General features: G+C 64.0%; 20 protein-coding genes. 13 read left to right on the plus strand and 7 right to left on the minus strand.

Translation table 11 applies throughout. The features are described 5' to 3' along the window. Positions 1–89: 89 nt before the first annotated feature. Positions 90–935 (minus strand): TetR/AcrR family transcriptional regulator, encoded by an 846-nt coding sequence (locus tag ASD75_RS01385; protein ID WP_056742490.1) that lies wholly within the window; start codon positions 933–935, stop codon positions 90–92. A gap of 155 nt (positions 936–1,090) precedes the next feature. Here ASD75_RS01385 and ASD75_RS01390 point away from each other — a divergent pair, with 155 nt between their 5' ends. From ASD75_RS01390 to ASD75_RS01435, 10 genes are all read left to right on the plus strand, one after another. Beyond that, complete coding sequence (locus ASD75_RS01390; protein WP_056742491.1) at positions 1,091–1,954, plus strand: ABC transporter ATP-binding protein; 864 nt, start codon at positions 1,091–1,093, stop codon at positions 1,952–1,954. Further along, on the plus strand, positions 1,951–2,832 hold the full coding sequence (locus tag ASD75_RS01395) for a branched-chain amino acid ABC transporter permease (RefSeq protein ID WP_056742493.1): 882 nt from the start codon (positions 1,951–1,953) through the stop codon (positions 2,830–2,832). Before ASD75_RS01390 ends, ASD75_RS01395 begins: the two co-directional genes overlap by 4 nt. Before the next feature lie 94 nt (positions 2,833–2,926). Further along, complete coding sequence (locus ASD75_RS01400) at positions 2,927–3,964, plus strand: branched-chain amino acid ABC transporter permease (protein ID WP_015011893.1); 1,038 nt, start codon at positions 2,927–2,929, stop codon at positions 3,962–3,964. A 17-nt stretch (positions 3,965–3,981) separates the two neighbouring features. After that, complete coding sequence (locus ASD75_RS01405; RefSeq protein ID WP_056742495.1) at positions 3,982–5,160, plus strand: ABC transporter substrate-binding protein; 1,179 nt, start codon at positions 3,982–3,984, stop codon at positions 5,158–5,160. Between the two features lie 13 nt (positions 5,161–5,173). Then, entirely contained in the window at positions 5,174–5,992 is an 819-nt protein-coding gene (locus tag ASD75_RS01410) for an ABC transporter ATP-binding protein (RefSeq protein WP_056742497.1), read from the plus strand. Further along, positions 5,989–7,791, plus strand: a complete 1,803-nt coding sequence (locus ASD75_RS01415; RefSeq protein ID WP_056742499.1) for a long-chain fatty acid--CoA ligase — start codon at positions 5,989–5,991, stop codon at positions 7,789–7,791. Before ASD75_RS01410 ends, ASD75_RS01415 begins: the two co-directional genes overlap by 4 nt. 86 nt (positions 7,792–7,877) lie before the next feature. Beyond that, complete coding sequence (locus tag ASD75_RS01420) at positions 7,878–8,711, plus strand: enoyl-CoA hydratase/isomerase family protein (RefSeq protein ID WP_235511517.1); 834 nt, start codon at positions 7,878–7,880, stop codon at positions 8,709–8,711. 164 nt (positions 8,712–8,875) lie between these two features. Next, positions 8,876–9,649 (plus strand): pirin family protein, encoded by a 774-nt coding sequence (locus ASD75_RS01425; protein ID WP_056742501.1) that lies wholly within the window; start codon positions 8,876–8,878, stop codon positions 9,647–9,649. Between the two features lie 39 nt (positions 9,650–9,688). Next, positions 9,689–10,432: a gamma-glutamylcyclotransferase gene (locus ASD75_RS01430; RefSeq protein WP_056742503.1), complete on the plus strand. Its 744-nt coding sequence runs from the start codon at positions 9,689–9,691 to the stop codon at positions 10,430–10,432. A 187-nt stretch (positions 10,433–10,619) separates the two neighbouring features. Beyond that, positions 10,620–12,476, plus strand: coding sequence for a beta-galactosidase (locus ASD75_RS01435; protein ID WP_056742506.1), 1,857 nt, complete (start codon positions 10,620–10,622; stop codon positions 12,474–12,476). A 55-nt stretch (positions 12,477–12,531) separates the two neighbouring features. On the opposite strand, the gene ASD75_RS01440 is transcribed toward ASD75_RS01435, so the two are convergent. Both ASD75_RS01440 and ASD75_RS01445 read right to left on the minus strand, forming a co-directional pair. Continuing rightward, positions 12,532–13,539, minus strand: a complete 1,008-nt coding sequence (locus ASD75_RS01440) for an acyltransferase (protein ID WP_082564841.1) — start codon at positions 13,537–13,539, stop codon at positions 12,532–12,534. A gap of 71 nt (positions 13,540–13,610) precedes the next feature. Continuing rightward, the gene (locus tag ASD75_RS01445) at positions 13,611–14,666 is read right to left on the minus strand and encodes a recombination-associated protein RdgC (protein WP_056742511.1); all 1,056 of its coding nucleotides are present in this window, start codon (positions 14,664–14,666) and stop codon (positions 13,611–13,613) included. Positions 14,667–15,000: 334 nt separating this feature from the next. Between ASD75_RS01445 and ASD75_RS01450 the strand changes: the two genes are divergently transcribed. After that, a complete protein-coding gene (locus tag ASD75_RS01450; protein ID WP_056742512.1) occupies positions 15,001–15,573 on the plus strand; it encodes a Spy/CpxP family protein refolding chaperone in 573 nt (190 codons plus the stop codon). Positions 15,574–16,809: 1,236 nt separating this feature from the next. Here ASD75_RS01450 and ASD75_RS01455 read toward each other — a convergent pair. Then, complete coding sequence (locus tag ASD75_RS01455) at positions 16,810–21,702, minus strand: EAL domain-containing protein (protein WP_056742514.1); 4,893 nt, start codon at positions 21,700–21,702, stop codon at positions 16,810–16,812. 310 nt (positions 21,703–22,012) lie between these two features. On the opposite strand from ASD75_RS01455, the gene ASD75_RS01460 reads away from it, so the two are divergent. Both ASD75_RS01460 and ASD75_RS01465 read left to right on the plus strand, forming a co-directional pair. Further along, positions 22,013–22,471 carry a MerR family DNA-binding transcriptional regulator gene (locus ASD75_RS01460; protein ID WP_056742516.1) on the plus strand — a complete coding sequence of 153 codons (459 nt, stop codon included), beginning with the start codon at positions 22,013–22,015 and terminating at the stop codon, positions 22,469–22,471. 95 nt (positions 22,472–22,566) lie between these two features. After that, entirely contained in the window at positions 22,567–23,001 is a 435-nt protein-coding gene (locus ASD75_RS01465; protein WP_056742519.1) for a PaaI family thioesterase, read from the plus strand. 50 nt (positions 23,002–23,051) lie between these two features. Here the strand turns inward: ASD75_RS01465 and ASD75_RS01470 are convergent, their stop codons facing one another. From ASD75_RS01470 to ASD75_RS01480, 3 genes are all read right to left on the minus strand, one after another. After that, the gene (locus ASD75_RS01470) at positions 23,052–24,152 is read right to left on the minus strand and encodes a 3-deoxy-7-phosphoheptulonate synthase (protein WP_056742520.1); all 1,101 of its coding nucleotides are present in this window, start codon (positions 24,150–24,152) and stop codon (positions 23,052–23,054) included. A 171-nt stretch (positions 24,153–24,323) separates the two neighbouring features. Next, complete coding sequence (locus tag ASD75_RS01475) at positions 24,324–24,830, minus strand: C40 family peptidase (protein ID WP_056742526.1); 507 nt, start codon at positions 24,828–24,830, stop codon at positions 24,324–24,326. Between the two features lie 122 nt (positions 24,831–24,952). After that, positions 24,953–25,456, minus strand: coding sequence for a GNAT family N-acetyltransferase (locus tag ASD75_RS01480; protein WP_056742528.1), 504 nt, complete (start codon positions 25,454–25,456; stop codon positions 24,953–24,955). Positions 25,457–25,459 lie beyond the last annotated feature (3 nt).

Below are 25,459 nucleotides of genomic sequence, written 5' to 3' on the forward strand. Positions count from 1 at the left end.
CTGAAAACACTAACAGATAGATAGCTTTCAGCGCCTATCCAACGACGCCAGAAGCCAATTTCGCTCAATCCATCGGTAGATACAACACGCTAGCCTCCACCGCGTTGGGCACGGGTCTTTGCCTTGCCGCTGGCGGGCTTTGGTTGGGGGACTGGCGCTGAAACAGCACCATCGGCGATGCCCGTCGCAGACCGCCGCAGCACCCCATCGCACAGCGTCGCAATGCACTGCTGCGCCACCTGCTCGGGCGTGTATTCGCCATCTGGCTGGTACCAGCGGCCGATCCAGCTGAGCGCTCCGGCAATCACAAAGGCCGCCATCTTCGGATCGCAGGGCTGCAGCGATCCTTCGGCCACACCCTCGGCCACGAGGCGGCGAAATTCCTGGTCGATGGCGGACTTCAGGCGGCGCAGTTCCTTGCGGCTTTCGGGGGGCAGCTGCTCGTCCCCCACGCGGATCAGGCACATGCCGAAGTCCATGGTGACGATGCGCGCGTACACCTGCATGCAGGTCATGAGCTGGTCAATGGCCTTGCCGCCCGCAGCGCGCGAGGCGTCAATCCCCTCCAGCATCATCGTGAGCCCCTTGCTCACGCACTGCAGCAGGATCTCGTCCTTGTTCTTCACGTAGTAATACAGCGTGGGCTTGGTCACGTTCAGGCGCGCGGCGATGTCGTCGAGCGAGGTGGCGTGAAAGCCGCGTTCGTTGAACAGCTGGGCCGCCGCCTGCAGCACGGCATTGCGCTTGGCCTCGCGCTGGCGCTCGCGGTGCGACACCGGGGGCCAGGGAGAAGCGGCTGCGGCCTGGGCGGGCGTGGCCTTGGCCTGCTTGGCCGCTTTGACCGGCGTGGCTCGCTTGGCAGCGGGTGGCGAAGACGGGGCTGCGGCGGTGGCGGTGGCGCTGCGGCGGCGGGGTGCCACTTTGGCGTGGGGCATGGATGGCAGTTCCTCGGGAAAGTACGGATGCTGATGAGGGTCGCGGCTTCCAGAATCTACTTGCGAGTAAACAGTTTACGCACAAGTAGGAAATTTGCGCTGGGTTCCATCGAAATTTCTGTCAAAAGCTGCAGTCAACCCGTATTAGAAAGCCAATGGAGACAACCCCTTCCGGCCCCGCTGCTGCCACGCCCCTGCTGCAGGTGCAGGGCGTGACCCTGGCGTTCGGCGGCGTGAAGGCGCTGACCGGCGTAGGCTTTAACGTGCAGCCCGGCTCCATCACCGCCGTCATTGGCCCCAACGGTGCGGGCAAGACCTCGCTGTTCAACACCATCTCGGGCTTTTACCGGCCCAGCCAGGGCTCGATCCGCTTTCAGGGGCAGGACATCACCCGCGTGCCCGCGCCCCAGCGCGCCAAGCTGGGCCTGGGCCGCAGCTTTCAGAACATCGCGCTGTTTCGCGGCATGACGGTGCTCGACAACATCAAGCTGGGCCGCCACGCGCACCTCAAAACCAACGTGCTCGACGCGCTGCTGTACTTCGGCCGCGCCCGACGCGAAGAGGCCGAACTGCGCCGCGACATCGAGGAGCGCATCATCGACTTCCTCGAAATCGACCACATCCGCCACGCACCCGTCTCGGCCCTGCCCTACGGCCTGCAAAAGCGCGTGGAGATGGCACGCGCCCTCGCCATGCAGCCGCAGATCCTGATGCTGGACGAGCCAGTGGCCGGCATGAACCGCGAAGAGACCGAAGACATGGCGCGCTTCATCCTCGACGTGCGCGAGGAGTGGGGCGTGACGGTGCTGATGGTGGAGCACGACATGGGCATGGTGATGGACCTGTCCGACCACGTGGTGGTGCTCAACTTCGGCCAGGTCATCGCACAGGGCACGCCCGCGCAGGTGCAGGCGGACCCCGAGGTCATCCGCGCCTACCTGGGCGCTGGCGATGTGGGCGACCTGCGCGCCAGGCTGCGGGCCAGCAGCCACTCCGCCAACCCGCAGGGAGCCGCATGATGGACTGGGCCTACCTGTTTGAAATCAGCCTCACCGGCATCGCGGGCGGCGGTCTCTACGCACTGGCCGCACTGGCTTTCGTCATGGTCTACAAGGCCACCCGCGTGGTCAACATTGCCATTGGCGAGCTGCTGATGGTGGGTGCCTACCTGTTCTTCACCTTTGCATCAATGTTTGCGCTGCCGCTGTGGCTCGCCATCCCCGCCGCCGTGCTGGGCACGGGCCTGCTGGGCGCGGTGATCGAGCGCACCATGATCCGCCCGCTGCTGGGCGAGCCACCGATCTCCGTGTTCATGGTCACCGTGGGCCTGGCTTCGGTGCTCGTGGGCCTCGTCGAGATGATCTGGACGGCCGACCAGCGCCGCCTGCCCGACTTCATGCCCACGCAGCCCATCATGGTGGGCGATGCATTCCTCGCGCCCAAGGTGTTCTGGGGCGCCGTGATCGCCATCGTGTTCATCGCGGCAGTGCTGGTGGTGTTCCGCTTCTGGCGCGGCGGCGTGGCCCTGCGCGCCACGGCCAGCGACCAGGCCGCCGCGTACTCGGTGGGCATCAACGTGCCGCGCGTGTTCTCGCTGGCCTGGGTGGCCTCGGCCATGCTGGCTGCCATCTCCGGGATCATCGTTGGCTCGATTGGCGGCATCTCGTCCAGCATGGGCGTGTTCGGTCTGTCGGTGCTGGTGGTGGTCATCGTGGGCGGGCTTGACAGCGTGCTGGGCGCGCTCGTCGGCGGCATCCTCATCGGCCTGATCGAGGCGCTGGCCGGGGCCTACCTGGGTGGCGAATACAAGCTGCTGGCCACGTTCATCGTGCTGGTGGCCGTGCTGCTGGTGCGGCCTTACGGCCTGTTCGGCACCCACGAAATCGAGAGACTGTAAAAACATGAACCCCCACGTTCATCACCTCGTATATTCACTGCCCCCCAAGGGGGCGCAGGCCTCCCTTGGGGCGGCCCGACGGCAGGCCTGACCCATGCGCATCGGAACCCTCAAGGAAACCTACATCGCCGACGCGGCGCTGTTCGACTCGCGCACGCAAAAAGTGTGGCTGGCCGTGGGCGCTGCGCTGTTGGTGCTATTCCCCTTCATGGCCAGCGACTACTGGCTCTACCTGGCCTGCTTGGTCAGCATCAATGTGGCCAGCGCCACGGGCCTCAACATCCTCACGGGCTACACGGGGCTGGTCAGCCTGGGGCAGGCCGCCTTCATGGGCCTGGGGGCTTACACCGTGGCCGTGCTGGAAACCAAGGTGGGCACGCCCTTTGTGCTCAACCTGCTGGCCGGTGGCTTTGTCGCCATGCTGGGCGGCATCGTCGTGGGCATTCCATCGCTGCGCGTGAAAGGGCTGTACCTGGCGATTGCCACCATTGCCGCATCGTTCATCGCGCACTTCATCTTTGCCAACTGGAAGTTCACTGGCGGCACCGGCGGCCTGAGCGTGCCGCCCGCCAAGCTGTTTGGCATGGCGCTCGACACCTCGTTCCGCCTGTACTGGCTCATCGTGCCGGTCACCCTCCTCATGCTGCTGGGCGCGGCCAACCTGTTTCGCACGCGCGTGGGCCGTGCGTTCATCGCGATTCGCGACCGCGACATCTCGGCCGAGGTGCTGGGCATACCGCTGCTGCGCTACAAGCTGCTGTCGTTTGGGCTGTCGTCGTTCTATGCGGGGGTAGCGGGCGGGCTGTGGGCGTACTTCTTTCGCGTGGTCACGCCCGAGAGCTTTCCGCTGCTCATGTCCATCTTTTTCCTCGCGGCCATCATCGTCGGCGGCATGGGCTCCATCCTGGGCGGCATCCTGGGCGCGGTGTTCATGACCATGGTGCCCGAGCTGCTCAAGCTCGTGGTGGACCTGATGCCCGGCGGCAGCGAACTCACCGTGTTCCTCTCGCCCGTGCGCACGGTCATCTTTGGCCTGCTCATCATCGGTTTTCTCGTCTTCGAGCCCCATGGCCTGGCCGAAGTGTGGCGGCGCGTCCGTCGTTTCTTCCATCTCTGGCCTTTCAGAAACTAACCCCCAAGGAGACACGCATGCAGCCCACCCCCACCTCCCCACGCCGTCGCACCCTACTGGCAGCTGCCGGCGCCGCCGCCCTCACCAGCCCGCTGTCGGTGCTGGCCCAAGGCGCCGAAGAGATCGTGATCGGCGGCTCCATCCCGCTCACCGGCGTGTTCGCGTTTGCGGGCGTGGGCATCAACGCGGGCATGGGCGACTACGTGAAGATGCTCAACGACGCGGGTGGCATCAAGGGCCGCAAGGTCAAGTACGTGCCCGAGGACACGGGCTACAAGGTCGATGTGTCGGTGGCCGCGTTCAAGAAGATCACCAGCCAGAACAAGGTCAACCTGTACTACGGCGACTCCACGGGCTTCTCCAAAACCATCAACCCCGAGCTGGACCGCAACGGCAACATCCTGATGGCCGGCGCGTCGTTTGCCACCGAACTCAACGACCCCAAGAAGTACCCCAACCAGTTCCTCGTGGGCCCCGACTACACCGAGATGTTCGGCATCCTGCTCAAGCACATCGCCAAGGAAAAGCCTGGTGCCAAGGTGGCCTTCGTGTACTCCGATTCGGAATTCGGCCGCGACCCCATCGAGTCCAGCGAAGCCATGGCCAAGCAGCTGGGCCTGTCAGTGCCCATCAAGATCATGACGCCCGCCGGCAGCGTGGACGTGTCCACCGAGGTCATCAAGCTGCGCCGCGCAGCCCCGGACTACACCATCTTTCACGGCTACATCCTCGCGCCCATCCCCGAGTTCATCACCCAGGGCAAGCAGCAGGGCATGACCAGCAAGTGGATGGGCACCTTCTGGACCATGGACAGCTCCACCGTCATGAAGATGGGCGAAGCCGCCGACGGCTTCATGGGTGTAATGCCGTATCGCTACTACTACGACACCGAGAAGGCGCCCATGCTGGAGAAGATTCGCGCCCTGCGGCCCGAGTACCAGAGCACGGCCTACATCCAGGGCTTCCTGGCCGCGATGCTGTTCACCGAGGCAGCCAAGCGCACGCTGGACGCTGGCAAGCCCCTCACAGGCCCCAACCTGAAGGCCGCGCTCAACTCCATCAAGGACTTCGACACGGGCGGGCTGATCGGCGTGCCAATCACCATCAGCGGGAATTCGATCCCCGTGGGCCGTGTGTACCGCGCCGACATGAAGGCGCAGAAGATGGTCGCGGCATCGGACTGGATCAAACTCTGACACTGCCTGCGCCATGACCCAGCCAACCCCGGCCCACGTCCTCGAAGTCAACAATATCGAGGTCATCTACAACAAGGTAGTGCAGGCCCTGCGCGGCCTGTCGCTGGCTGTGCCGCGCGGGCAGATCGTGGCGCTGCTGGGCAGCAATGGGGCGGGCAAAAGCACCACGCTCAAGGCCATCTCGGGCCTGCTGGCACTGGAGGATGGTGTGGTCGAAAGCGGCAGCATCCACTTCAATGGCCAGCCCACGGCCGCCGTGGCCCCGCAGCAGCTGGTGCGCAACGGTCTGAGCCATGTGATGGAAGGCCGCCGCGTGTTTGAAGACCTGACGGTCGAAGAGAACCTGGTGGCCGCCACCTATGCGCTCACGGGGCGCAGCGGTGCAACGCCCGATTTCGACCTGGTCTACAGCTACTTTCCGCGCCTGCATGAGCGGCGCAAGGGCCTGGCCGGGTACCTGTCGGGTGGCGAGCAGCAGATGCTGGCGATTGGCCGCGCGCTGATTGCGCAGCCCCAGCTCATCCTGCTCGACGAGCCCTCGCTGGGCTTGTCTCCCAAGCTCGTCGAAGACATCTTCACCATCATCGCGCGCATCAATGCCGAGCGCGGCACCAGCATGCTGCTGGTGGAGCAGAACGCCACCGTGGCCCTGGCCGTGGCGCACCGGGGCTACATCATGGAGAACGGCAAGATCGTGATCGACGGCACGGCCGAGCGCCTGGCCAACGACCCGGACGTGCGCGAGTTCTACCTTGGCATGGGCGGTGGTGGCGAGGCGAAAAGCTTCAAGGACATCAAGCACTACAAGCGTCGCAAACGCTGGCTGTCATGAGCACACTCCCCGACCTCACCCTGCCCCAGATGCTGCGCGAGCGCGCATGCACCGACGCGCAGCGCATTGCCATCCGGCAAAAGGACTTCGGTATCTGGAAGCCCTTCACCTGGGCGCAGTACCACCAGCGTGCCAGCCACTTCGGCCTGGGGCTGCGCGCTCTGGGCCTGCCTGCGGGCGGGCATGTGGGCGTGATCTCCGAGAACCGCATCGAATGGGTGCTGGCACAGATGGGCGCAGGCCTGGTGGGCGCCGTGACCGTGGGTGTGTACCCCACCAGCCCCACCAACGAAGTGGCCTATGTGGTCGGCCATGCTGACATCGAGATCATGGTCTGCGAAGACCAGGAACAAACCGACAAGCTGCTGGCCGCGCTGCCCGATCTGCCGCGCCTGAAAAAGATCGTGGTCATGGAGACCAAGGGCCTGCGCAGCTTTGCGCCCGAGGTGCGGCAGTTCATTACCACCTTTGACGAGGTGGAACGGCTGGGCGAGGCGTCGGGCCAACAAGCCATCATCGACGATGCTCTGGCACGCCAGCGGCTCGACGATGTGGGCCTGATGATCTACACCTCAGGCTCCACCGGCAAGCCCAAGGGCGCGATGATTTCGTACCGCAACATCCGGGGCGTGGTGCCGGGCATCGTGGACCGGCTGGAGCTGTCGCAAGGCACCACCCACCTGTCGTACCTGCCGCTGTGCCATGTGGCCGAGCAGATGCTGACCAGCTTTGTGCCGGTGTACATCGGCTCGCAGGTGAACTTTGGCGAGTCCATCCGCACGGTGCAGGAAGACCTGCGCGAAGTCGCGCCCACCATGTTCCTGGGCGTGCCGCGCATCTGGGAAAAGCTGCACGCGGCCATCCACATCAAGCTGCAAGAGACCGGTGGCTTGCGCCGCGCGCTGTTCCACAAGGCCTACAACGCCTGCAAGCCGCTGGCCGACAAGCCGCGCAGTGCCTGGAGCGCTGCCGACAAGCTGACTTTTGCCGCCAGCTACTGGCTGGTGTTCCGCGCGCTGCAGAACTTCATCGGCCTGCGCAATGCGCACGTCGCGCTCACGGGGGCCGCGCCCATTCCGCCCGACGTGGTGCGGTTCTTTCGCGTGCTGGGTGTGCCGCTCATCGAGGTGTATGGCCTGACCGAATCCACCGGCATGGTCACGGGCCACCGGCTCGATCATGTGGTGGTGGGCACCGTGGGCGTGCCCACGCAGGGCGTGGAGCACCGCATTGCGGACAACGGTGAGCTGCAATTGCGAGGCGACATGGTGTTTGCGGGTTATTACAAGAACCCCGAGGCCACGGCCAGCAGCATCGTGGATGGCTGGCTGCACACGGGCGACGTGGTGCGTGAATCGCAAGGCCAGATCCAGATCGTGGACCGCCTCAAGGACATCATGATCACGGCGGGTGGCAAGAACCTCACGCCGTCCGAGATCGAGAACACGATGAAGGGCAGCCCCTTCATCAAGGAATGCATCATCGTGGCCGAGGCGCGCAAGTTCGTCGGCGCGCTGGTGATGATCGACTACGAGACCGTGGGCAAATGGGCCGAGGCGCGGCGCATTCCGTTCACGCACTTTCGCTCGCTGGTGGAGCACCCCGAGGTGCGTGGCCTCATCGATGCCGAAATCAACCAGGGCAACCAGCGCCTCGCACAGGTCTCGCAGATCCGCAAGTTCCACCTGCTGACCAAGGAGCTGGACCACGACGACGGCGAGGTGACCGCGACGATGAAGGTGCGCCGCGCAAGCATCTACAAAACCTATGCGGCCGAGATCGAGGCGCTGTACCAATAGCCCAGGGCTCGGCGCATTGGAATCCACTTACTATCAAAACAGGAGCTGATAGCGCAATATCCACTAGCGCTTGAAGCGGATTTGACATGAAAAATACCGCCACAGACCCTGCAGCAGCCGCTACCGCACCGTCCGCGCCCGCCCCACAGCCGCCCCTGCTGCTGGAGCGCCACGGCGCCGTCGCCACGCTGCGCTTCAACCGGCCCGAGGCACTCAACGCCATCGACGTGCCCATGGCCAATGCCTTCCTCGCCGCCGTGCAGTCCATCGCTGCCGACCCCGGCGTGCGGGCCGTGGTGCTGCGTGGCAACGGCCGTGGCTTCATGGCCGGGGGCGACCTGGCCACGCTGCGCGCCGACCCGGTGCAGGGCGCCATCGACATCCTCACACCGCTCAATGCCGCCCTTCAGTTGCTGGCACAGATGAACGCGCCGGTCATCGCGCAGGTGCACGGCGCGGCCGCCGGTGCGGGCTTGAGCCTGGTGCTGATGGCCGACTACGTGATCGCTGCCGAAGGCACACGCTTCAACCTGGCCTACATCAACCTCGGCACCAGCTGCGACGTGGGTGCATCGTGGGCGCTGCCGCGCATCGTGGGCGTGCGCCAAGCGCTGGAGATTGCGCTGCTGGGCGAGGCCTTCACCGCGGACGATGCGCTGCGCCTGGGCCTCGTCAACCGCGTGGTGCCCGGCGCCGAGCTGGACAGTGCCACCACCGCCCTCGCCCAGCGCTTGGCCAGCGGCCCCACACTGGCCTACGGTGCGATGAAGCGCCTGATGCGCGCGTCGATGGACCACACGCTGCCCGAGCAACTGGCCGCTGAAAAAGACGCCTTTGTGCACTGCGCGGGCACCGAGGACTTCCGCGCGGGGGTGGAGGCGTTTCACCAGCGCCAGAGCCCGCAGTTTGTGGGGCGGTAGTCCGACACTCCTTCTCCACAACCCCTGTTGCGCCACGGCCGCCCTGCGCAGGCATTGGTCACGATTCCAGAACACTCCGTTTGCCCGCCCCGGGTTTATGCCGGCGCCGAGGCCGTCTACAGTTCACGCAGTGTCACCACTGGGTGCGCAAAAGACAAATCCCCATGATCACCGTCCGCCCCTCCTCCGAACGGGGCCGGTCCTCCACCGGCTGGCTGCACAGCGCCCACAGCTTTTCGTTTGGCGACTACTTCGACCTGCGCCACCAGGGCCATGGCAACCTGCTGGTGCTCAACGATGACACAGTGGCGCCCGGCAAAGGCTTTGGCACGCATGGGCACCGCGACATGGAGATCGTGAGCTACGTACTCGACGGCGCCCTGGCCCACCAGGACAACCTGCACGAACGCACCGGCCAACAACCTGGCGGCCCAGCGGCCTCGGGGGCGCCAGGGGCTGATTCGGCGGAGGCCCCTACCGGCATCCTGCACCCGGGCGACGTACAGCGCATGAGCGCCGGCTGGGGCGTGCGCCACAGCGAATTCAATGCGCTGCCCGACCAGCCCACCCATTTCCTGCAGATCTGGATCAAGCCCCTGTTCACAGGCATCCGCCCCAGCTACGCACAAAAACACTTCCCGCCCGCAGACCGCCGGGGCCGCCTGGTGCGCATTGCCTCGCGCCGGGGAGAGGACGGCTCGGTGACCATGAACGCCGATGCCTCCATCTGGGCAGGCCTGCTGGACGGCAGCGAAACTGCCACCCAAGCGCTGAACCCTGAACGCCTGGCCTATGTGCACGTGGCGCGGGGGATGCTGCAGGTCAACGGCATCGCACTGTCTGGTGGCGATGGCGCCTTGCTGGACGGCGAAAACACGCTGACCCTGCACGACGGCCACCACGCCGAGGTGCTGGTGTTTGACCTGGCGCGGCGTTAAGACACCTGACGCCCAACACCAGCGCACGGAACTGCCCCCATGACCCCCGACAACGCCTTCCTTCACCTGCCCGAGCTGCAAGGCCGGCTGACCCCTGCCCATGCCTCAGGCCTGCGCCTCACCGACGAGGTGCTGGCCGAGTGGGACGCCCAGGCGCGCTGTCAGGGCCTGCCCGCCCACTGGCGCCTGCCAGATAACGAGGTTGAGCAATCCCGCCGCGAGGTGCTTTCCACCATCACCTCCGAGCAGCAGGATCTGTGGGTGTTTGCCTATGGCTCGCTGATGTGGAACCCAGGTTTTCACTTTGGCGAAGTGCGCCGCGCCTGCCTGCCCGGCTTTGCACGCCGCTTTGCCCTGAGCACCACCATCGGCCGGGGCACCCCTGATTGCCCGGGCCTGGTGCTGACCTTGCAGCGCACGGGCGAAGAAGACCCAAAGGGCTGCGAAGGCCTGGCATTCCGCATCCCGGCGCCGCTGGTGGAGGACGAGTCCCGCATGCTGTGGCGGCGCGAGATGATCACCGGCGCTTACTGCCCGCAACTGCTGCCCCTGCCAACGCCCCAGGGCGAGGTGCAGGCGCTGGTGCTGGTCGCCAACACGGCCCATACCCATTACCGGGCCAATCTGTCGCTGCAGGCCACGGCCGCGATCATTGCCACCGCCTGCGGGCGCATCGGCAGCAACCGGGACTACCTGGAGCAGCTGGTGCGGCAGTGTGGGGTGCTGGGAATCACCGATCCCTACGTACACAGGCTATCCGCCATGGTGCGGGCCGCACACTGAAAGCCCCCCGCTGACCGGTCTGTGCAAGGGAGCCATCGCGGCCGTGTGTGCCCCAGGCCGGCCAGCAGTTCATGGAACAATGGAAAAATCGCCCCGGTTGACCAGAATGCCTGGCTCAACCGACGGACTCCTCTCTCCGGGTCCCACGCGGCCACCAAAGCGCCCGGGTCCTTTCGCCAGTGATTCCATGAAAAAAATCCTTCGTACCGCAGCCGTCCTGTTTTCTCTGGTTGCCTCGGTCTGCCATGCGGCTCCGGCATCTCCCGTGTCCAGCATCATCGTGATGCCGTGGGACCTGAACCAGAACAAGAACCTGCCCAGTGAACTCAAGGCCCAGGGTGTGAGCCATGCAACGGTGTATCTCAACTGGTCCGACATCGAGAGCCGCAAGGGACAGTACGACTTTGCCCACTACCACCGCTATGTGGATGCCATCGTCCAGGGCGGACTGTCGCTGCTGCTGGTGATAGACATGGGCGGACGCCCCTACAAGGACGAAACCGGGCAGATCGTCCCCAACCTGTCCACCGTGCCCCGATGGATTGTTGCGGCACACCCGGACATGGCCATGCGCAATTTCTCAGGCGAGGCAAGCTGGCAGCCCGACTTCGCAGATCCTGCGGTCAGAAAGTACGCTGACCCGTTCATCGCGCAAACGGTAGAGCATTTTTCCAAACGCTACCCAGGCAAGGTGCTGGGCTACGCCATCGGCCTTCAGGAAGAACACGAAATCAAGTACGGCCAGATGGGCTACCAGTGGAGAGACTACAAAGACTCCACACAGCAAGCGTTCGCCAAAAAATACAACGCCAAGCAACCGGTCATCAACTACAACAACAACATAGCCGCAGGCGTGCCGAAGGCAGAGCCACTGCTGCATGCCCACAAGGAATTCCGAGAGGCCCGCCTGCAGGAAGCCACCTGCGCCTATGCCAACGTGATCCGCAGCAAAGGCGCAGAGGCCATCGGCTATTTTGCTGAAACCTTCACATCGCACGACGCCATCTACGCCACCGGCATCGTGGAAAAACTGGCCCCCTGCATCGACATCGCCGTCATCGATTTCAATTTCTACGATGGCTATGGCCTGGTGGCCGATTCCGACGTATTGCCGACGCTGGCCAACTACATGGGTTCGCTGGGCTACAAGAAAGTCATGGTCGGCGCCTATGCAGAACGCTGGGAGGCCGCCAAGAAAACCCAAGAGCTGATGCCCGTCATCCGACGCTCTATTGCCCAGTCGCTATCGCAAGCCCACGTGATAGGGTATGAGATCGGGGGATTCCAGCACCAGGCAAATGGCGGCGCGCTGGCCAGTCTGGAGATGGTCAAGCTCAATGCTTCCACTCCCAAGCCCCTCCCCGCCACATCCGGCAAGCCCGTCGGGCAAATCAAGATCGGCATCCTCGGCTCCACCACCAACTTCCATGTGTGGCACGGAGAACGAAGCGCTGGCAGAAACCCCCACCGCGATGCGCTGTTCGCGTCCTACAAAATCCTGAGCCAAGAGCCAGGGATGGACGTTCACATCATCGGCGAAAAGAACCTGTTGCAGGACGACCCCATCATCCAGCAACTCGACGCCATCCTGGTCCCCCACCAAGCGGCCATGCCACAGAGCATCAAGGCCAAACTCACCACTTACTGGAAAAATGGCGGAGCACTCATTCAGGACATGCGTCTGGGTGAGTTTGACGAAAATGGCAAACCCACCTTTGACTGGATGCATGAGGTGTTTGGGATTGCCAATGTTGAGTGGAAAAAGCGGGGGGGTATCTTTCTTATCGATGGAAAGGTTTACCGGCTCAAAACTTCGAAGACTCTGTACACCAGCTATGCGTCCATTACTCCGCGCGCTGGCTACACGCTGGTCGCTACGGAGCTTCTGCAGAAAGAGCAGGGGATCATGGTGAAAGGTGAAAGAACTTTGGCCTTCGGCTTCATGCCACAGTTGGTGGAAGACGAAACCCGGGATGTTTGGAGAAAATTGTTTGTACGCGAAATCAACAAGACAGTGAAATCAGGGTCTTCCGCGTCAAAGTAAATACACATCTAATACCGTCAAATTGATGTGCAATCGGGTTGATTGCACATTCTTTTTAAGCGACCTTCTCAGTGCGCCGCTTTGCCATTCTTATAAAAGGCTGCTCAATAAATCGATGGCTTAGATAAGCAAGCACAACGGTAATCACAACAGAAATAATTACCACCATTGATCTCTTTTCGACCACCTGCGCTACAGAGACTATAACTGGATAGTGAATCAGGTAAAACGAATAGGAAATATCAGACAGAACATTGACAAATTTCGGATTCTGATAATTTGTATCCTTAAGTATCAGAAACAGCGCCGTTACCCCAAAACCAGTGATGAACACCGGATCCGGAAAATGCTGCTTCCAGGATGATGACAAAACCACGGTGATCAAGAAGACTGCAAACAATCCTGCCTTGTCGAACTTCGGCTTCTTGATGGCAATATAGGCACCGAAGAAGAAAAACGGCAACTGGCTGATGAAGCTGTTGTTAACGAAGAAGAACCTGGCGTTCGAATCCAGCCCTTTGTAGATCGACAGGTCGGACCATCCCAGAAAAAGCCATCCATATGAAATTGCCATGAACAGGAATGTCATTTTCAAAGGGTGCTTCGCGAAATTTGCAGCGCATAGGAAGGCGATGACATACCACGCCAACTCTATGGTCAGTGTCCAGCTAACAAACAGCGCATTGTATTTGTAGTAATAATCAGGAAACAGGTGCTGCAGGAAGCTCAGATGCGCCAACAGCGCTTTGATATCAAGCCCCTCCAGCGTCAACTGATTGAATACCAAAGAAAACACCAAAAACCAAAAAATATACGCCGGATAAATTCTAAAAAATCTGTGAATAAAATAATCTCTTGCCGAATACCGGATAGCACTGAGAATAATTAAATATCCACTGATGACAAAAAATATCTGCACCCCCAGCCACCCACCAAGATGTGCAAAAAAAGGCAGGAAGGTTATGTTAGCGCCCGAGTGAAGATGGTGCACAAAAACCAAAGCGACAGCTAAAGCTCTTAGCGTCTCTATGGAAGAATTTTTCTGATATTGAGAATTATCCATTTTTAATTAATCTTCTGGCATTAATACCTACGCCAATGGCCTAAACGATAGGCGGATCAGCTGGATGTTTGTCAAAAGGGCGCCGCATCTGGATCTGAATCCACCGGCGCCTGTTCCGGCCCAGTTATCACGCCGCCGCCCTTGCGTGACGGTGTTGACGCCGCAGTTCGCACAACTGCCCGAGGCGCATGTACGGCTTCCCCTTCCGACGCAACCGCCTGCGCCGCACCAGCCACTCCACTCTCGGTCTCCCCCCCCAGCGCCTCGATCAGGTCCGGAATCAGCTTGACCAGCTCGCCCGTGGCAATCGCCACGTCAGTGTCAAACCCGCCCTCGTCCGCCTTGGTGCCTTCAAACACCGTGTCCAGGAACGACACCTTCTTGATCTGCAGGCCTTCGGTGAGCATGAAGCTCACGCGGTCGTCCCAGGTGAGGGCGAGCTTGGTGGGCAGCTTGCCGGCGTCGATGTGGGCCTGCACCTCCTCGATGTCCAATGGGTGGCGGGCGTAGCGCACCACGGCTTTTTCCTCGTTGGCGCTTTTGAGTTCGCACTCGCGGTCCACCGTGAAGCCCACGGGTGGCTCCTGCTCCTTGAGCCAGTGGGCCATGGCGGCCTGAGGGCTGGTCTGGGTGTCGAGCAGCGACACCGACAGACCCGGCAGCGATTCGACCAGCAAGGTCACCACTTCATCGGCACGGCCTTGGGCTGACGTGTCCAGCACCAGCAGGCGCGAGGCTGTATCGATCCAGATCCACATCGAGCCCTGCTTGGTGAAGGCCATGGGCAGCAGGTCCAGCTTGGCCTCGTCTTTCAGCTCCTTGCTCTCCTTCTTGCCGGGCTTGCGGCCGGTTTCCTTTTCGATGCGTTCGGCCTTTTCCTTGACCTTGCGCGCCAGCACGCTGCCGGGCAACACCTTGGTCTCGACCATGAAACGCAGGATCCACTGCCCGCCCACCGATTCGACCAAGGGGCCATGTAGTTCACCCCGGGGGGGCACCCAGCCCAGCGACTTCTCTTGCGTGGCGCCACATTCCTGGAACGGGGCCTTGGCCAGGGCGTCCTCTACTTGCGTCAGCTCGACCTGCCATTGCGGAGCAATGCGGTACACGATCATGTTCTTGAACACGGAAAACCTTTGGTTGGGGTCGCTGCGGACAACGACACGGACACGGAACCCGCCATTGTCGGCGGTCGCCACCCAGGCGCCGGGCCGCTAGGGCACAGGCATCCCTTGAGGGACTAAAAACGCTACACAATCAATAGCAAACAAGGCATATGCCACTGGCGCATCGCCGACTATTTGCTCAAAATTATCTCGGAGGCCACTTTGCAAGCGTTCGCTGCAACTTTACACAGCCTCACCCAACGCGCACCGTGGCGATACGTGGGCGGCAGACACTGGACTCCAATCGCTGAAACGGTCGTTGCAGCGAGCTCACCACCGCGAAAGGACTCCCACCATGGCATCCCGTTTCTCCCACCACATCTCTCACCGCATTGCCGCCACCGCCCTGCTCGCCGCCATGGCGTTGCCTGTGCTGGCCCAGCAGCCCCCAGCTGCGCCTGCGGCATCCCCCACAGCCCCCGCCAAGGCCGCCGAAGGCCGCCATGAACGCCACCATGGCGACATGGCCCAGCGCCATGCCAAGCGGCTGGCAGACCTCAAGGCCCAGCTCAAGCTGACGCCTGCACAGGAATCCGCTTGGACCACCTTCACCACCGCCATGCAACCCGGCGAACGCCCCGCCCGCCTGGACCGCCAGGACATGGACAAGCTGACCACGCCGGAACGCATCGACCGCATGCGGGCCCTGCGCGCTCAGCACGCTGCCGAAGCCGACCGCCGTGGCGAGGCCACCAAGGCCTTCTATGCGACGCTGACGCCCGAGCAGCAAAAGACCTTTGACGCCCAGGCCCACCGGGGCCACCCCATGGGTGGCATGCGGGGTGGCGAGGGCCGCCACGGGCACGGCGACCACCACGGCGGCATGCGCGGGGGCGAAGGCCGTCCGGCCCCCGCTCCGGCCAAATAAGGCCCCCCGGCCAGGCTGACAGGCGCTAAGGCGCACACCCGCCAACCCGGCGTTCTTCACAGAACGCCGGGTTTTTTTGTTGTGGTGGCCAGCCCATGGGGAGCAGCGAATGGCAGCATGCGACGCAGCTGTGGATAACTCTGGGCACAGTTCTGGCACAACCGGGCAGTTATCCACACAAAAATCCGACACCCGAAAGTTGTTGTCGGTGAGCCCCGCACTTTGTGCGAGCCGCCCCACACACTTTGCAGCGACGCAAGTACGCGCCAGCATTGAAGAAAAGACGCTTGTCCACACAAACAGGCGTTCTCTACTACTACTGCTATTTATATATAAAGCTATTAAAGAATAACCAGAACTCCAACTCCGGGGTACCCATCACACGCCTGCGACGTGCGGTTCTGCTTGTGGGGGCCTGTCTGCACGGACATCACCACCAGGCCGTGGTGACGACAGCTCAGCCTGCCCTGCGGATCACTCAGGTCCTCTTGGGAACCCACAGGCGGTCGTTGACTGCACGAAACGGCTTTGCGGCCTGGTACGAGGGATGTGCTGTGCCAAGGTCCTGTGCGCTACATCGACCATCGTCTGGGCAGGTTCTGACCGCCTCACTGGCGCCCCCCAAGCCCCTGCAGCACCGGAAGCGGAGCGTCACATCTGCCTCAATGCTATCAATTAGAGAGCAAAAAAGGCATACGGCCGTAGCGCTACGGGTCGTTTTGATTGAACTTCTTGCTGCCCACGCGCCCGGTGCGTAAAACTGGGGATAGTTTTGGCACAACCGGGGGCTTATCCACAGAAAAGTGCGATGCGCCGCTTTTGTCCCCGCTCGGGCGACAACGGGAGCAGGGCTGGGTGCACAGGGTTGGCAGCGGGCTAAGTGCTTGCCAGCGCTGGCAAAAATACAGTTGTCCACACGCCAGGCCGCCCTCTACTACTACGACTATGTATTTATAAAAGAAATAAGAAGAAGACAGAGAACAACTGGGGCCACGCACACGGCGGGGGTGAATGGAGGGGCACCGACATACCGGGTGTACCCGCCCCAACCGGGATGAACGAGGGGATCTGGAGACGTCCAGAAGGCCGTGGAGGGCCTTAGGCGCAAAAGCAGGCCCAGGGGGCCGAAACGTACCCACAGGTTCCTCACGGAGCTTCTGGGGCCCTCAGGAGGGAGTTAGGAATTAAGGGCGCCTTGGATGTGGACAAGAGCCAGGAACACCTGGCGGGCGCCGCTTATGCCTGCGAGGTGCGCAGGAAGCTGTCCAGAACGTCCACCGACAGCGCCTTGCTGAACAGGTAGCCCTGGTAGAGCTGGCAGCCCGCGCGGGCCAGCAGCGCGCATTGCTCGGGGGTTTCCACGCCTTCGGCGATCACTTCCAGCCCCAGGCTGCGCGACAAGCCGATGATGGTGTCCACGATCGCAGCGTCGTTGGGGTCAGTCAGCAGGTCGCGCACAAAGCTCTGGTCGATCTTGAGCTGATCGAGTGGCATGCGCTTCAAGTAGCTCAGGCTGGAGTAGCCCGTGCCAAAGTCGTCCAGCGAGAAGCCCACCCCGTACGACCGCAGCGCGGTCATGGTGGCGATGGTGGTCTCCATGTCTTCCACCAGCAGGCTTTCGGTCAGCTCCAGCTTGAGCTGGGCCGAGGGCGCGCCGGTGATGGCGAGTACGCGGGCCACGTCGTCCACAAAACTGGCATGGCGGAACTGGCGCGAACTCACGTTGACGGCCATGGTCAGGTGCGACAGGGCCGGGTCGCTCTGCCAGCTGGCCAGCAGCTTGCATGCGGTGTGTAACACCCAGCGGCCCAGCGGCAGGATGAGGCCCGTCTCTTCAGCGAGCGGGATGAACTGCGCGGGCGACACCATGCCGCGCTGCGGGTGGGCCCAGCGCACCAGCGCCTCCACCCCCACACAGCGGCCCGACTGGTGGATTTGCGGCTGAAAGTGCAGCAGGAACTCTTCCTGCATCAGCGCGGAGCGCAGGTCGGTTTCCAGCCCCGCGCGCGCCGTGACCACGGCCTGCATGTCGGGGTCAAAAAAGCGCAAAGTGTTGCGGCCGGCCGTCTTGGCCTGGTACATGGCCAGGTCGGCCTGTTTGAGCAGCTCGCCCACTGTGGTGTGTTCGCCGGTGAACGGCGCAATGCCGATGCTGGGCGTGCTGCGGTACTGGTAGCCCTGCAGCGCATAGGGCACGGCCAGCATGGCCAGGATCTTTTCACCCACGCCCCGGGCGTGCAGCGCGAGCTCGTGCGGCTTGGGGCTGAGTTCTTCCAGCATGACCACAAACTCGTCACCCCCCAGCCGGGCCACCGTGTCCACGCTGCGCACGCAGGTGTTCAGGCGCTGCGCCACCTGTTGCAGCAGCAGGTCGCCCTGGTCGTGGCCCAGGGTGTCGTTCAGGGTCTTGAAGTTGTCGAGGTCAATGAACAGCAACGCCCCGCCCTGCTGGCGCCGCTGCGCGGTGGCCAGGGCCTGGTGCATGCGGTCCATGAGCAGCATGCGGTTGGGCAGGCCGGTGAGCGCATCGTAGAACGCCAGGCGCTGGATCTCGCGCTCGCTGGCCTTGCGCTGGCGGATATCGGTGTTGATGGCCAGGATGGACTGTGGCTGGCCGTCATCGCCCCGCACCAGCGTCCAGCGGCCTTCCACCTCGATGGTGCTGCCATCGCGGTGGCGCTGTACGATCTCGCCGGTCCACTCGCCCTGCTCCAGCACCGTCTGCGTGGCGTGCCGGAAGTGCGTGGGGTCTTCGTAGAGCAGCGTCTCGATGGACTGCCCCAGCGCCTGCAGCTGCGACCAGCCGTACAGACGCTCTGCGCTCTTGTTCCAGAAGATGATGCGGTGGTCCAGGTCCCGCACCAGGATAGCGTCCTGGGCCTTGTCCAGCAGCGAGGCCTGGTGGCGGATGCGGATATCGGCCAGCTGCCGCTCGATCTCGGCCGACGCGCGCGAGGCAAAGATCTGCAGCGTGGAGGTGATGAAGTCCGTGTCGGCAATCGCGTGGCGGAACAGCACAAAGACGATGCCCACCACCTCGCCGTCGGCATTGCACAGCTGCTGGCCCACATAGGCCTGGGCACCCACCGCGCGCAGCACGGGGGCTTCGGGGTACAGCTGTTGCACCTTGTCGGTCACCACATGGGTACGCTGCGACATCAGCAACAGGCTGGGCGTGCCGGTCAGGCTGTATTCGTCGTTGGGTAGCATCTGGCCGTCAAGCACAGCCGCCAGCGTGACCACCCGGGGCGCCTGGTCTTGCGAATGCGGCAGCAGCCGCACCACGCAGCCGCCCTGGGCATCCAGCGCATCGGCCATGTTGCGCACCAGCTGCACAAAAAATTCGGTGCCGGTGCTGGCCGACACGGCCGCCGCCACCTTGAGCACCGAAGCCTGCAGCCGCTGCTGCGCCTTGTGCGCGCGCAGGCTGGTGATGCCGATGGCCAGGTCGTTGGACAGCTCCTGCAGCAGCGCGGCTTCTTCGGGGCTGATCTGCAACACGTCGGGTGCGTACAGGTACAACAGGCCAAAACTGCGGTCCTGTGCGTGGTCGCGCGCATGCTCGCGCAGCGGCAGGCATATCACCCCGTGAAAGCCATGCTCCAGCATGCGCTCGGTCCAGTCGGCAAAGTCGCCTTCGGTGCGGATGTCCTGCACGATCACCGGCTGGCCGGTGCGCACCGCAATGCCCGCCGGGCCCCGGCCATAGGGGTCGTCGGCCGACCAGCTCAGTTGCAGGTTTTCCAGGTAGTTCTGGTTGTAGCCCGCATGGGCCACCGGGCGGATGGATTTGCGCTCGTCGTCCAGCGCAAACCCCACCCAGCCCATGCGGTAGCCACCGATGTCCACCGCAATCTGGCAGATGGCCTGCAGCAGTGTGGCCTCGGACGTGGCGCGCACCAGGGTTTCGTTGCATGCGCTCAGCAGGCGCTGGGCACGGCCCATGCGCGCCAGCTCGCGCTCGGTGCGCAGGCGTTCGGTCACGTCGGTGGCCAGCACCTGGCGGGCCGGGCGCCCGTTGAAGCTGATGCTGCCCGCCGTGATCTCCACATCCATGAAGCTGCCATCCTTCTTGATGTGGCGGCTGATGACCGGCGCGTTGCGCTGTTCCATCGGAACGGCGCGGATGTTGGCCTCGACGTTGGGGCGCCGGTCGGCCGGCCACAGGTCCAGCATCGACATGGTCAGCAGCTCGGACTCGGTGTAGCCATAGTGGCGTTCCATCGACCGGTTCACGGCCTGCAGCTGCAGGGTTTCACGGTCGTACACCCACATGGGGTGCGGGTGCTCGTCAAACAGCATGCGGTATTGCTGCTCGGACGCATGCAGCTGCCCCGCCACATGCCGCAACTGCACCATGGCACCCAGCGACTCGGTCAGGATCTCCAGGTGCGCCACATCGCGGCGCGAAAATGCATTGACCTTGTCCGATGTGACCTTGAGCGACCCGACGATGGCGTCGCCACTGCGCAGCGGCACCGCCATGACCGACCGCACGCCGTGGCGGTGGGGCATTGAAGCCATGTCCCAGCCCTCTGCCTCGGTGTCGTTGCACACCACGGTCTGGCCCTTGCTGAGTGCGGGCCAGAGCAGGCTCTGGTCCACTGCCAGCGGGTTGCCCACTGGGCGCACGTGGTCGCCGGCTGACGCCTGCGCCACCAGCTGGCGGCCTTGCAGCAGCTCCACCATGGCGCCGCGCGCTTCGGTCTGGCGCAGCACGGTGCTGGCCACCAGCTGCAGCACCTCGGGCAGCGGCATGTCCAGCGACGAAATGCGCTGCTGCACCTGCAGCAGCTCGGCATGGTTCTGTGCGTCGCGCTGGGCGTCCAGGTCGGCCAGCTTTTGCGCGCTGATGTCGGTCATGCCGCCCACCATGCGCACGGCCTTGCCCTGCAGGTCGCGGATCAGGAAGCCCCGGTCCAGCACCCAGGCATAGCTGCCGTCCTGGCGGCGAAAGCGGTATTCGTCCGACCAGTGGTTGGCCGTGCCGTCGATGGCGGCATGGATGCCGTCGAGCACTTCTTCGCTGTCATCGGGGTGCAGTCGCAAGGTCCACGAGGTGCTGTCGGGCGGCAACTGGTCGAGTGGCACACCGAACAGGGTCTGCATGCCTTCGTTCCACCACATGGCATCGGTGTGCAGGTTCCAGTCCCACACCGCGTCGGCCGTGGCGCGCGAGACCAGGTGAAAGCGCTCTTCGCTTTCACGGCGGGCCTGCCGGGCCTGGTGCTGGGCCGAAATGTCCTGAAACGCCCCCTGAATCCGCACGATGCGGCCCTCGGCGTCGCGCACCGCCTGCCCGGTGGTGCGCACCCAGAAGTGACGACCCGCCGGTGTGACAAGTTCGGCCTCCAGGTCAAACGGTGTGCCGTGGCGGATGCAACTCTCAAACGCTGCCTGCATGGCCTGCCGGTGCGGGGGCAGGTACAGCTCCATGATCTGTTCCACCGAGCCCATGCGTCCCGCAATGCCGAAGGCGGCGGCGATCTCCTGCGACCAGTTCAGCTGCAGGCTGGGCAGCTCCACGATCCAGCCGCCAATGCGGGCCATCTGCCCGGCCACGCGCAGAGTCTCGCTCTGGGCCAGCAGTTCGGCATGCATCTTGTCGCGCTGCTGCACCAGGTCGGCCAGCACCTGCTTTTGGCGGCGCAGCTCCAGCTGCACCATGGCCTGCTCGGCCAGTATGCGCAGGCCCTCCAGCTGCTCGGCCTCGATGTGCCGGGGAATGGAGTCCAGCACCGCCAGCGTGCCCAGCGCCTGCCCCTCTGGGGTGACCAGCGGCACACAGGCGTAAAAGCGCACATGGGGGTCCTGCGTGACCAGCGGGTTGTGGGCAAAAACCGGGTGCTTGTGGGTGTCGTTGACTACCATGGGCTCGCGGCTGCCGCTCAGTGCATGCGCGCAGAACGCAATCGCGCGTTCGGTCTCCTTGAAAGGTACACCCACTGCGGCCTTGAACCATTGCCGGTCGCTGTCCACGAAGTTGACCACCGCCATGGGGCACTGGCATACACGCGCAGCCAGCGTGGCCAGCTGGTCAAAGCTGTCTTCCGTCGGGGTGTCGAGGATCGCGTAAGACTGCAGTGCCTGGAGCCGGGCGGCTTCTGCGGTGGCTTGCGCTGGTGGCATGGTCAATCCACCGTGGCACCGCTGCGCGCGCACCCATCCAGCCTGGTCAGTGCGACTAGGCCATCAGGAGTGGGGCGGAGCAACTTCGGCAAGGCAATCGGGCAATAGGTGGGTGCGTGCAATGCTGCCGCAACGCGCGCATGGGACCACAGCGCCACAGGCACTGTGGCAAAGAGGGTCAATGCTACACCGCACAGACCTTGCTTGCGACGTGCGCCTATGGGGGTTTGTCCCAAAAAACACAGTGTTTTGACCTCGGGCAGTCACCCAGGCAACCTTCGCGCAGCACGAGGCTTGCTAACGTGGCCCCATGCAGATTTCCGAACTCGCGCAACAGGCCTCGGTGTCCGTCCACGCGCTGCGCCACTACGAGCGGCTGGGGCTCATCCACCCCGACCGCCGGGCCAACGGCTACCGCGACTATCCGGCCCGCATGCGGCGCGAGGTGGTGTTCATCGCCATGTCCCGCCAGCTGGGCTTCAGCCTGCCGCAGATTGCCCTTCGCCTGGATGAATACCGCGCCGGCACCCTCGGCATTGACGACATGGTGCAGGCCTTGCAGGCGCGTGTGGACGCGATCGACCAGCAGATCGCTGCGCAGCAGTCCCAAAAATCCACCGTGCAGGCGCACCAGGCCTGGTTGCGCAACCCGTTGCGCCAGCAGCCGTCACGGTCGCCATCTGTGGCACGGCAAACCCGCTCGGGCACAGCCGCCACGCCCGCCAGACCCTGGCCGCGTGTGCGCGGCCCAGCAGCCCGCAAGCCCTAGCCCTCGCACAACCCCCTCACCAGGAGACAACCACCATGACTGTTCCACCGACACCCCAGTCCAGCGATACCGAGTCCCACCCTCCCCAAGCCACGATGGAAGCCTTGAAAGGCATGGTTCTGGCCATGCCCATGGCCCGCACGCTGGGGCTGCGCTTTGTCCATGCCGAGCCCGGCCGGGTGGAGGTGGAGATACCGGTGAGCGAGGCCTTCAGCTTTCGCCCCGGCCAGTTGCAGGCCACGGCCGTGTTTGCGGTGGCCGACTTTGCGGCGGTGGCGGCAGCAGGCAGCGTGTTGCCACCTGGCTGGACCAATGCCACGGTGGACACCACCTTGAAAATTGTGGCCCCTGCCCAGGGCGAGTGCCTGCGGGCGCGGGGCCGCGTGGTGGATGCGGGGCGCCTGCTCACCGTCTGTGCCGCCGACGTGTGGGCAGTGGATGCCGCCGGCCAGCAGCGGCTGTGCGCTACGCTGCTGGCCACGGCGCGCAACATCGACATGGGGGCCGCGAGGCCGCCCCAGGGCTCATAGCGCAGCCTGACGCCAGGCGTGCCAGCCGAGCACAAGGTGCGTCGGATGCGTCAGGCCTTCTGGCGCCGCGCCCGCACTGCTGCTGCCAGTCCTTCAAGGACCGGCACGGTTTGCGCCATGCTGATGCAGGCATCCGTCACCGACACGCCATGCGCCAGCGGCTGGCCGGGCACGATGTCCTGGCGGCCTTCCTGCAGGTGGCTCTCGATCATCAGGCCGGTGATGCGTGCGTCGCCTGCGGCAATCTGCTGTGCCACTTCTGCCGCCACGGTGATCTGGCGCTGGTGCTGCTTGCTGCTGTTGGCGTGGCTCACGTCAATCATCACCTGCTCGCGCAGGCCGGCGGCCTTGAGCACGGCGCAGGTCGCATCCACATCGGCGGTGCTGTAGTTGGGCTGCTTGCCGCCGCGCAGGATTACGTGGCAGTCCTGGTTGCCGCGCGTTTCAAAGATCGCGGCCTGGCCCATCTTGGTCATGCCCATGAAGGCGTGCGCGGCGCTGGCCGCCAGAATGGCATCGCTCGCCACCTTCACGCCACCATCGGTGCCGTTCTTGAAACCCACGGGGCACGACAGGCCGCTGGCCAGCTGCCGGTGACTCTGGCTCTCGGTCGTGCGCGCGCCGATGGCGCCCCAGCTCACCAGGTCGCTGATGAACTGCGGCGAGAGCAGGTCCAGGAACTCGGTGCCCACGGGCAGGCCCAGTGCCAGCACGTCCAGCAGCAGCTGGCGGGCCAGCTCGAGCCCCTCGTTGATGGCAAAGCTGCCATCGAGATGCGGGTCGTTGATGTAGCCCTTCCAGCCCACAGTGGTGCGCGGCTTTTCAAAGTACACCCGCATCACGATGAGCAGGTCGTCCTGCAGTGCATCGGCCTGTGCTTTCAGCTGGCGCGCATAGTCCATGGCCTGGCCATGGTCGTGGATGGAGCAAGGCCCCACCACCACGATCAGCCGGTCGTCCTGCCCATGCAGGATGCGCGAAATGGCAGCGCGGCTGGATTCGACCAGGGTCAGCGCCGCATCGGGCGTGGGCAGCCATTCCTGCAGCAGCGCCGGTGTGATCAGCGGGCGCACGGCCTTGATGCGCGTGTCATCAATGCGGGTGGTGTCGTGGGTGGAGATGGGGGTGGCGGAGCGGTGTGCGTGGGTCATGGTGGCCCCGATTGTCGCGCGGCGCGGTGGGCTTCCTTGCGACAGCCCATCCCGCGCGCATCCTGAACGACTGGCGCGGCCCAGGCGAGTGACGCAGAGCAAGGGCCGCCCCGCAGCGAGTGCGTCGTCCCCCTCAGGGGGAAGGCGCCGAAGGCGACTCAGGGGGAGCTGCTACGGCCTGCGGAACGCCGCATTCTGCCGCGCCCAGTGGCGCGACTGCAGGTGGTCCAGCCGCACCGTGCCGCCGGTGGACGGCGCATGCACGAACCGCCCTTCGCCCACATAGATGCCAGCGTGGCTGGGCTGGCGGCCCGTGCCAAACACCACCAGGTCGCCGGCACGCAGCTCGCTGCCGTCGATGGGATAACCCCAGGTGTTGAGCTGGGCCACCGTGCGCGGCGGTGGTGTACCCACCTGGTTGCGGTACACATAGCCGATCAGGCCGCTGCAATCAAAGCCCGAGTCCGGGGTGTTGCCGCCGTAGCGATACGGCGTGCCCACCAGGCCCAGCGCGTGGATGGCGATGTCGTGTGCCTGCTCCGGCGTGAGCGGCGGCGCCGTGCGTGTGGAAGCCTGCGGTGGCGACGAGGGGGACGGAGGCCGCGATGTACTGCAACCGGCCAGCACCAGCAGGGCGGCGGTGCAGGCAGCAAGGCTCAAGCTGTGAAAGGCGCGCATGGGCCCGAGGTTACTGGACTTGCACAGCTCCCTGCACTTTACCCAGGCTTCCCAAGGTCTTTGCGCGCCAAGCCTTGCACAGGCCGCTGGCAGTGCCTGAGAAAACCCCCTGTCGATCCCCGTCAGAACGGGGTATTCCCTGCGGCCTGTTTGTACGCCATGCTGGATGCATCGCTGGCGCGCCGCATCGGAATGAATGCAACCCCGTGGGTCTCTACCCTGGGACCCGTTGCCAAAAAACCCATGCGTTCATAGAAGCCCCGGGCATAGGGTGTCGCGTTGACTGTGATGCCCGGTGCAGGGCCGGTAGCGATATGGGACAGGGCGTGTTGCCACAGTTGCTGCCCGTAGCCAAGTCCCTGGAAAGCCTCGGCCACAAACAGATGGAACAGGTGGCTGTCCTCCCGCACCACCACGACGCCCGCCAAGGCGTTGTTGCGTGTCCACCCCACCCAGGTCTTGAACGATGGACTCTGCAGCCGTAGCGCCACCGCCTCCGGCCGCAGGGTCTGTAAAAACGCCTCCGCACCACGCCCGTCTTTGTCCAGCGTGAAGAAGTGCGCCACCGACAACGCAAGTGCGCTGATGGCGGGCGCATCCCGGGTCGATGCGGTAAGAATTTCCATGCG

Origin of the sequence: Acidovorax sp. Root568, from assembly GCF_001427445.1 — a bacterium.
GTDB lineage: Bacteria > Pseudomonadota > Gammaproteobacteria > Burkholderiales > Burkholderiaceae_C > Acidovorax > Acidovorax delafieldii.

What these genes read in the sequence shown, in the direction of transcription:
- ASD75_RS01465 (WP_056742519.1), top strand. Translation starts at nt 22,567, where the DNA reads ATGGAAGCCTTGAAAGGCATGGTTCTGGCCATGCCCATGGCCCGCACG.
- ASD75_RS01400 (WP_015011893.1), top strand. Translation starts at nt 2,927, where the DNA reads ATGCGCATCGGAACCCTCAAGGAAACCTACATCGCCGACGCGGCGCTG.
- ASD75_RS01395 (WP_056742493.1), top strand. Translation starts at nt 1,951, where the DNA reads ATGATGGACTGGGCCTACCTGTTTGAAATCAGCCTCACCGGCATCGCG.
- ASD75_RS01420 (WP_235511517.1), top strand. Translation starts at nt 7,878, where the DNA reads ATGAAAAATACCGCCACAGACCCTGCAGCAGCCGCTACCGCACCGTCC.
- ASD75_RS01390 (WP_056742491.1), top strand. Translation starts at nt 1,091, where the DNA reads ATGGAGACAACCCCTTCCGGCCCCGCTGCTGCCACGCCCCTGCTGCAG.
- ASD75_RS01415 (WP_056742499.1), top strand. Translation starts at nt 5,989, where the DNA reads ATGAGCACACTCCCCGACCTCACCCTGCCCCAGATGCTGCGCGAGCGC.
- ASD75_RS01450 (WP_056742512.1), top strand. Translation starts at nt 15,001, where the DNA reads ATGGCATCCCGTTTCTCCCACCACATCTCTCACCGCATTGCCGCCACC.
- ASD75_RS01385 (WP_056742490.1), bottom strand. Translation starts at nt 935, where the DNA reads ATGCCCCACGCCAAAGTGGCACCCCGCCGCCGCAGCGCCACCGCCACC.
- ASD75_RS01405 (WP_056742495.1), top strand. Translation starts at nt 3,982, where the DNA reads ATGCAGCCCACCCCCACCTCCCCACGCCGTCGCACCCTACTGGCAGCT.
- ASD75_RS01480 (WP_056742528.1), bottom strand. Translation starts at nt 25,456, where the DNA reads ATGGAAATTCTTACCGCATCGACCCGGGATGCGCCCGCCATCAGCGCA.
- ASD75_RS01410 (WP_056742497.1), top strand. Translation starts at nt 5,174, where the DNA reads ATGACCCAGCCAACCCCGGCCCACGTCCTCGAAGTCAACAATATCGAG.
- ASD75_RS01430 (WP_056742503.1), top strand. Translation starts at nt 9,689, where the DNA reads ATGACCCCCGACAACGCCTTCCTTCACCTGCCCGAGCTGCAAGGCCGG.
- ASD75_RS01425 (WP_056742501.1), top strand. Translation starts at nt 8,876, where the DNA reads ATGATCACCGTCCGCCCCTCCTCCGAACGGGGCCGGTCCTCCACCGGC.
- ASD75_RS01475 (WP_056742526.1), bottom strand. Translation starts at nt 24,830, where the DNA reads ATGCGCGCCTTTCACAGCTTGAGCCTTGCTGCCTGCACCGCCGCCCTG.
- ASD75_RS01470 (WP_056742520.1), bottom strand. Translation starts at nt 24,152, where the DNA reads ATGACCCACGCACACCGCTCCGCCACCCCCATCTCCACCCACGACACC.
- ASD75_RS01440 (WP_082564841.1), bottom strand. Translation starts at nt 13,539, where the DNA reads ATGGATAATTCTCAATATCAGAAAAATTCTTCCATAGAGACGCTAAGA.
- ASD75_RS01455 (WP_056742514.1), bottom strand. Translation starts at nt 21,702, where the DNA reads ATGCCACCAGCGCAAGCCACCGCAGAAGCCGCCCGGCTCCAGGCACTG.
- ASD75_RS01460 (WP_056742516.1), top strand. Translation starts at nt 22,013, where the DNA reads ATGCAGATTTCCGAACTCGCGCAACAGGCCTCGGTGTCCGTCCACGCG.
- ASD75_RS01435 (WP_056742506.1), top strand. Translation starts at nt 10,620, where the DNA reads ATGAAAAAAATCCTTCGTACCGCAGCCGTCCTGTTTTCTCTGGTTGCC.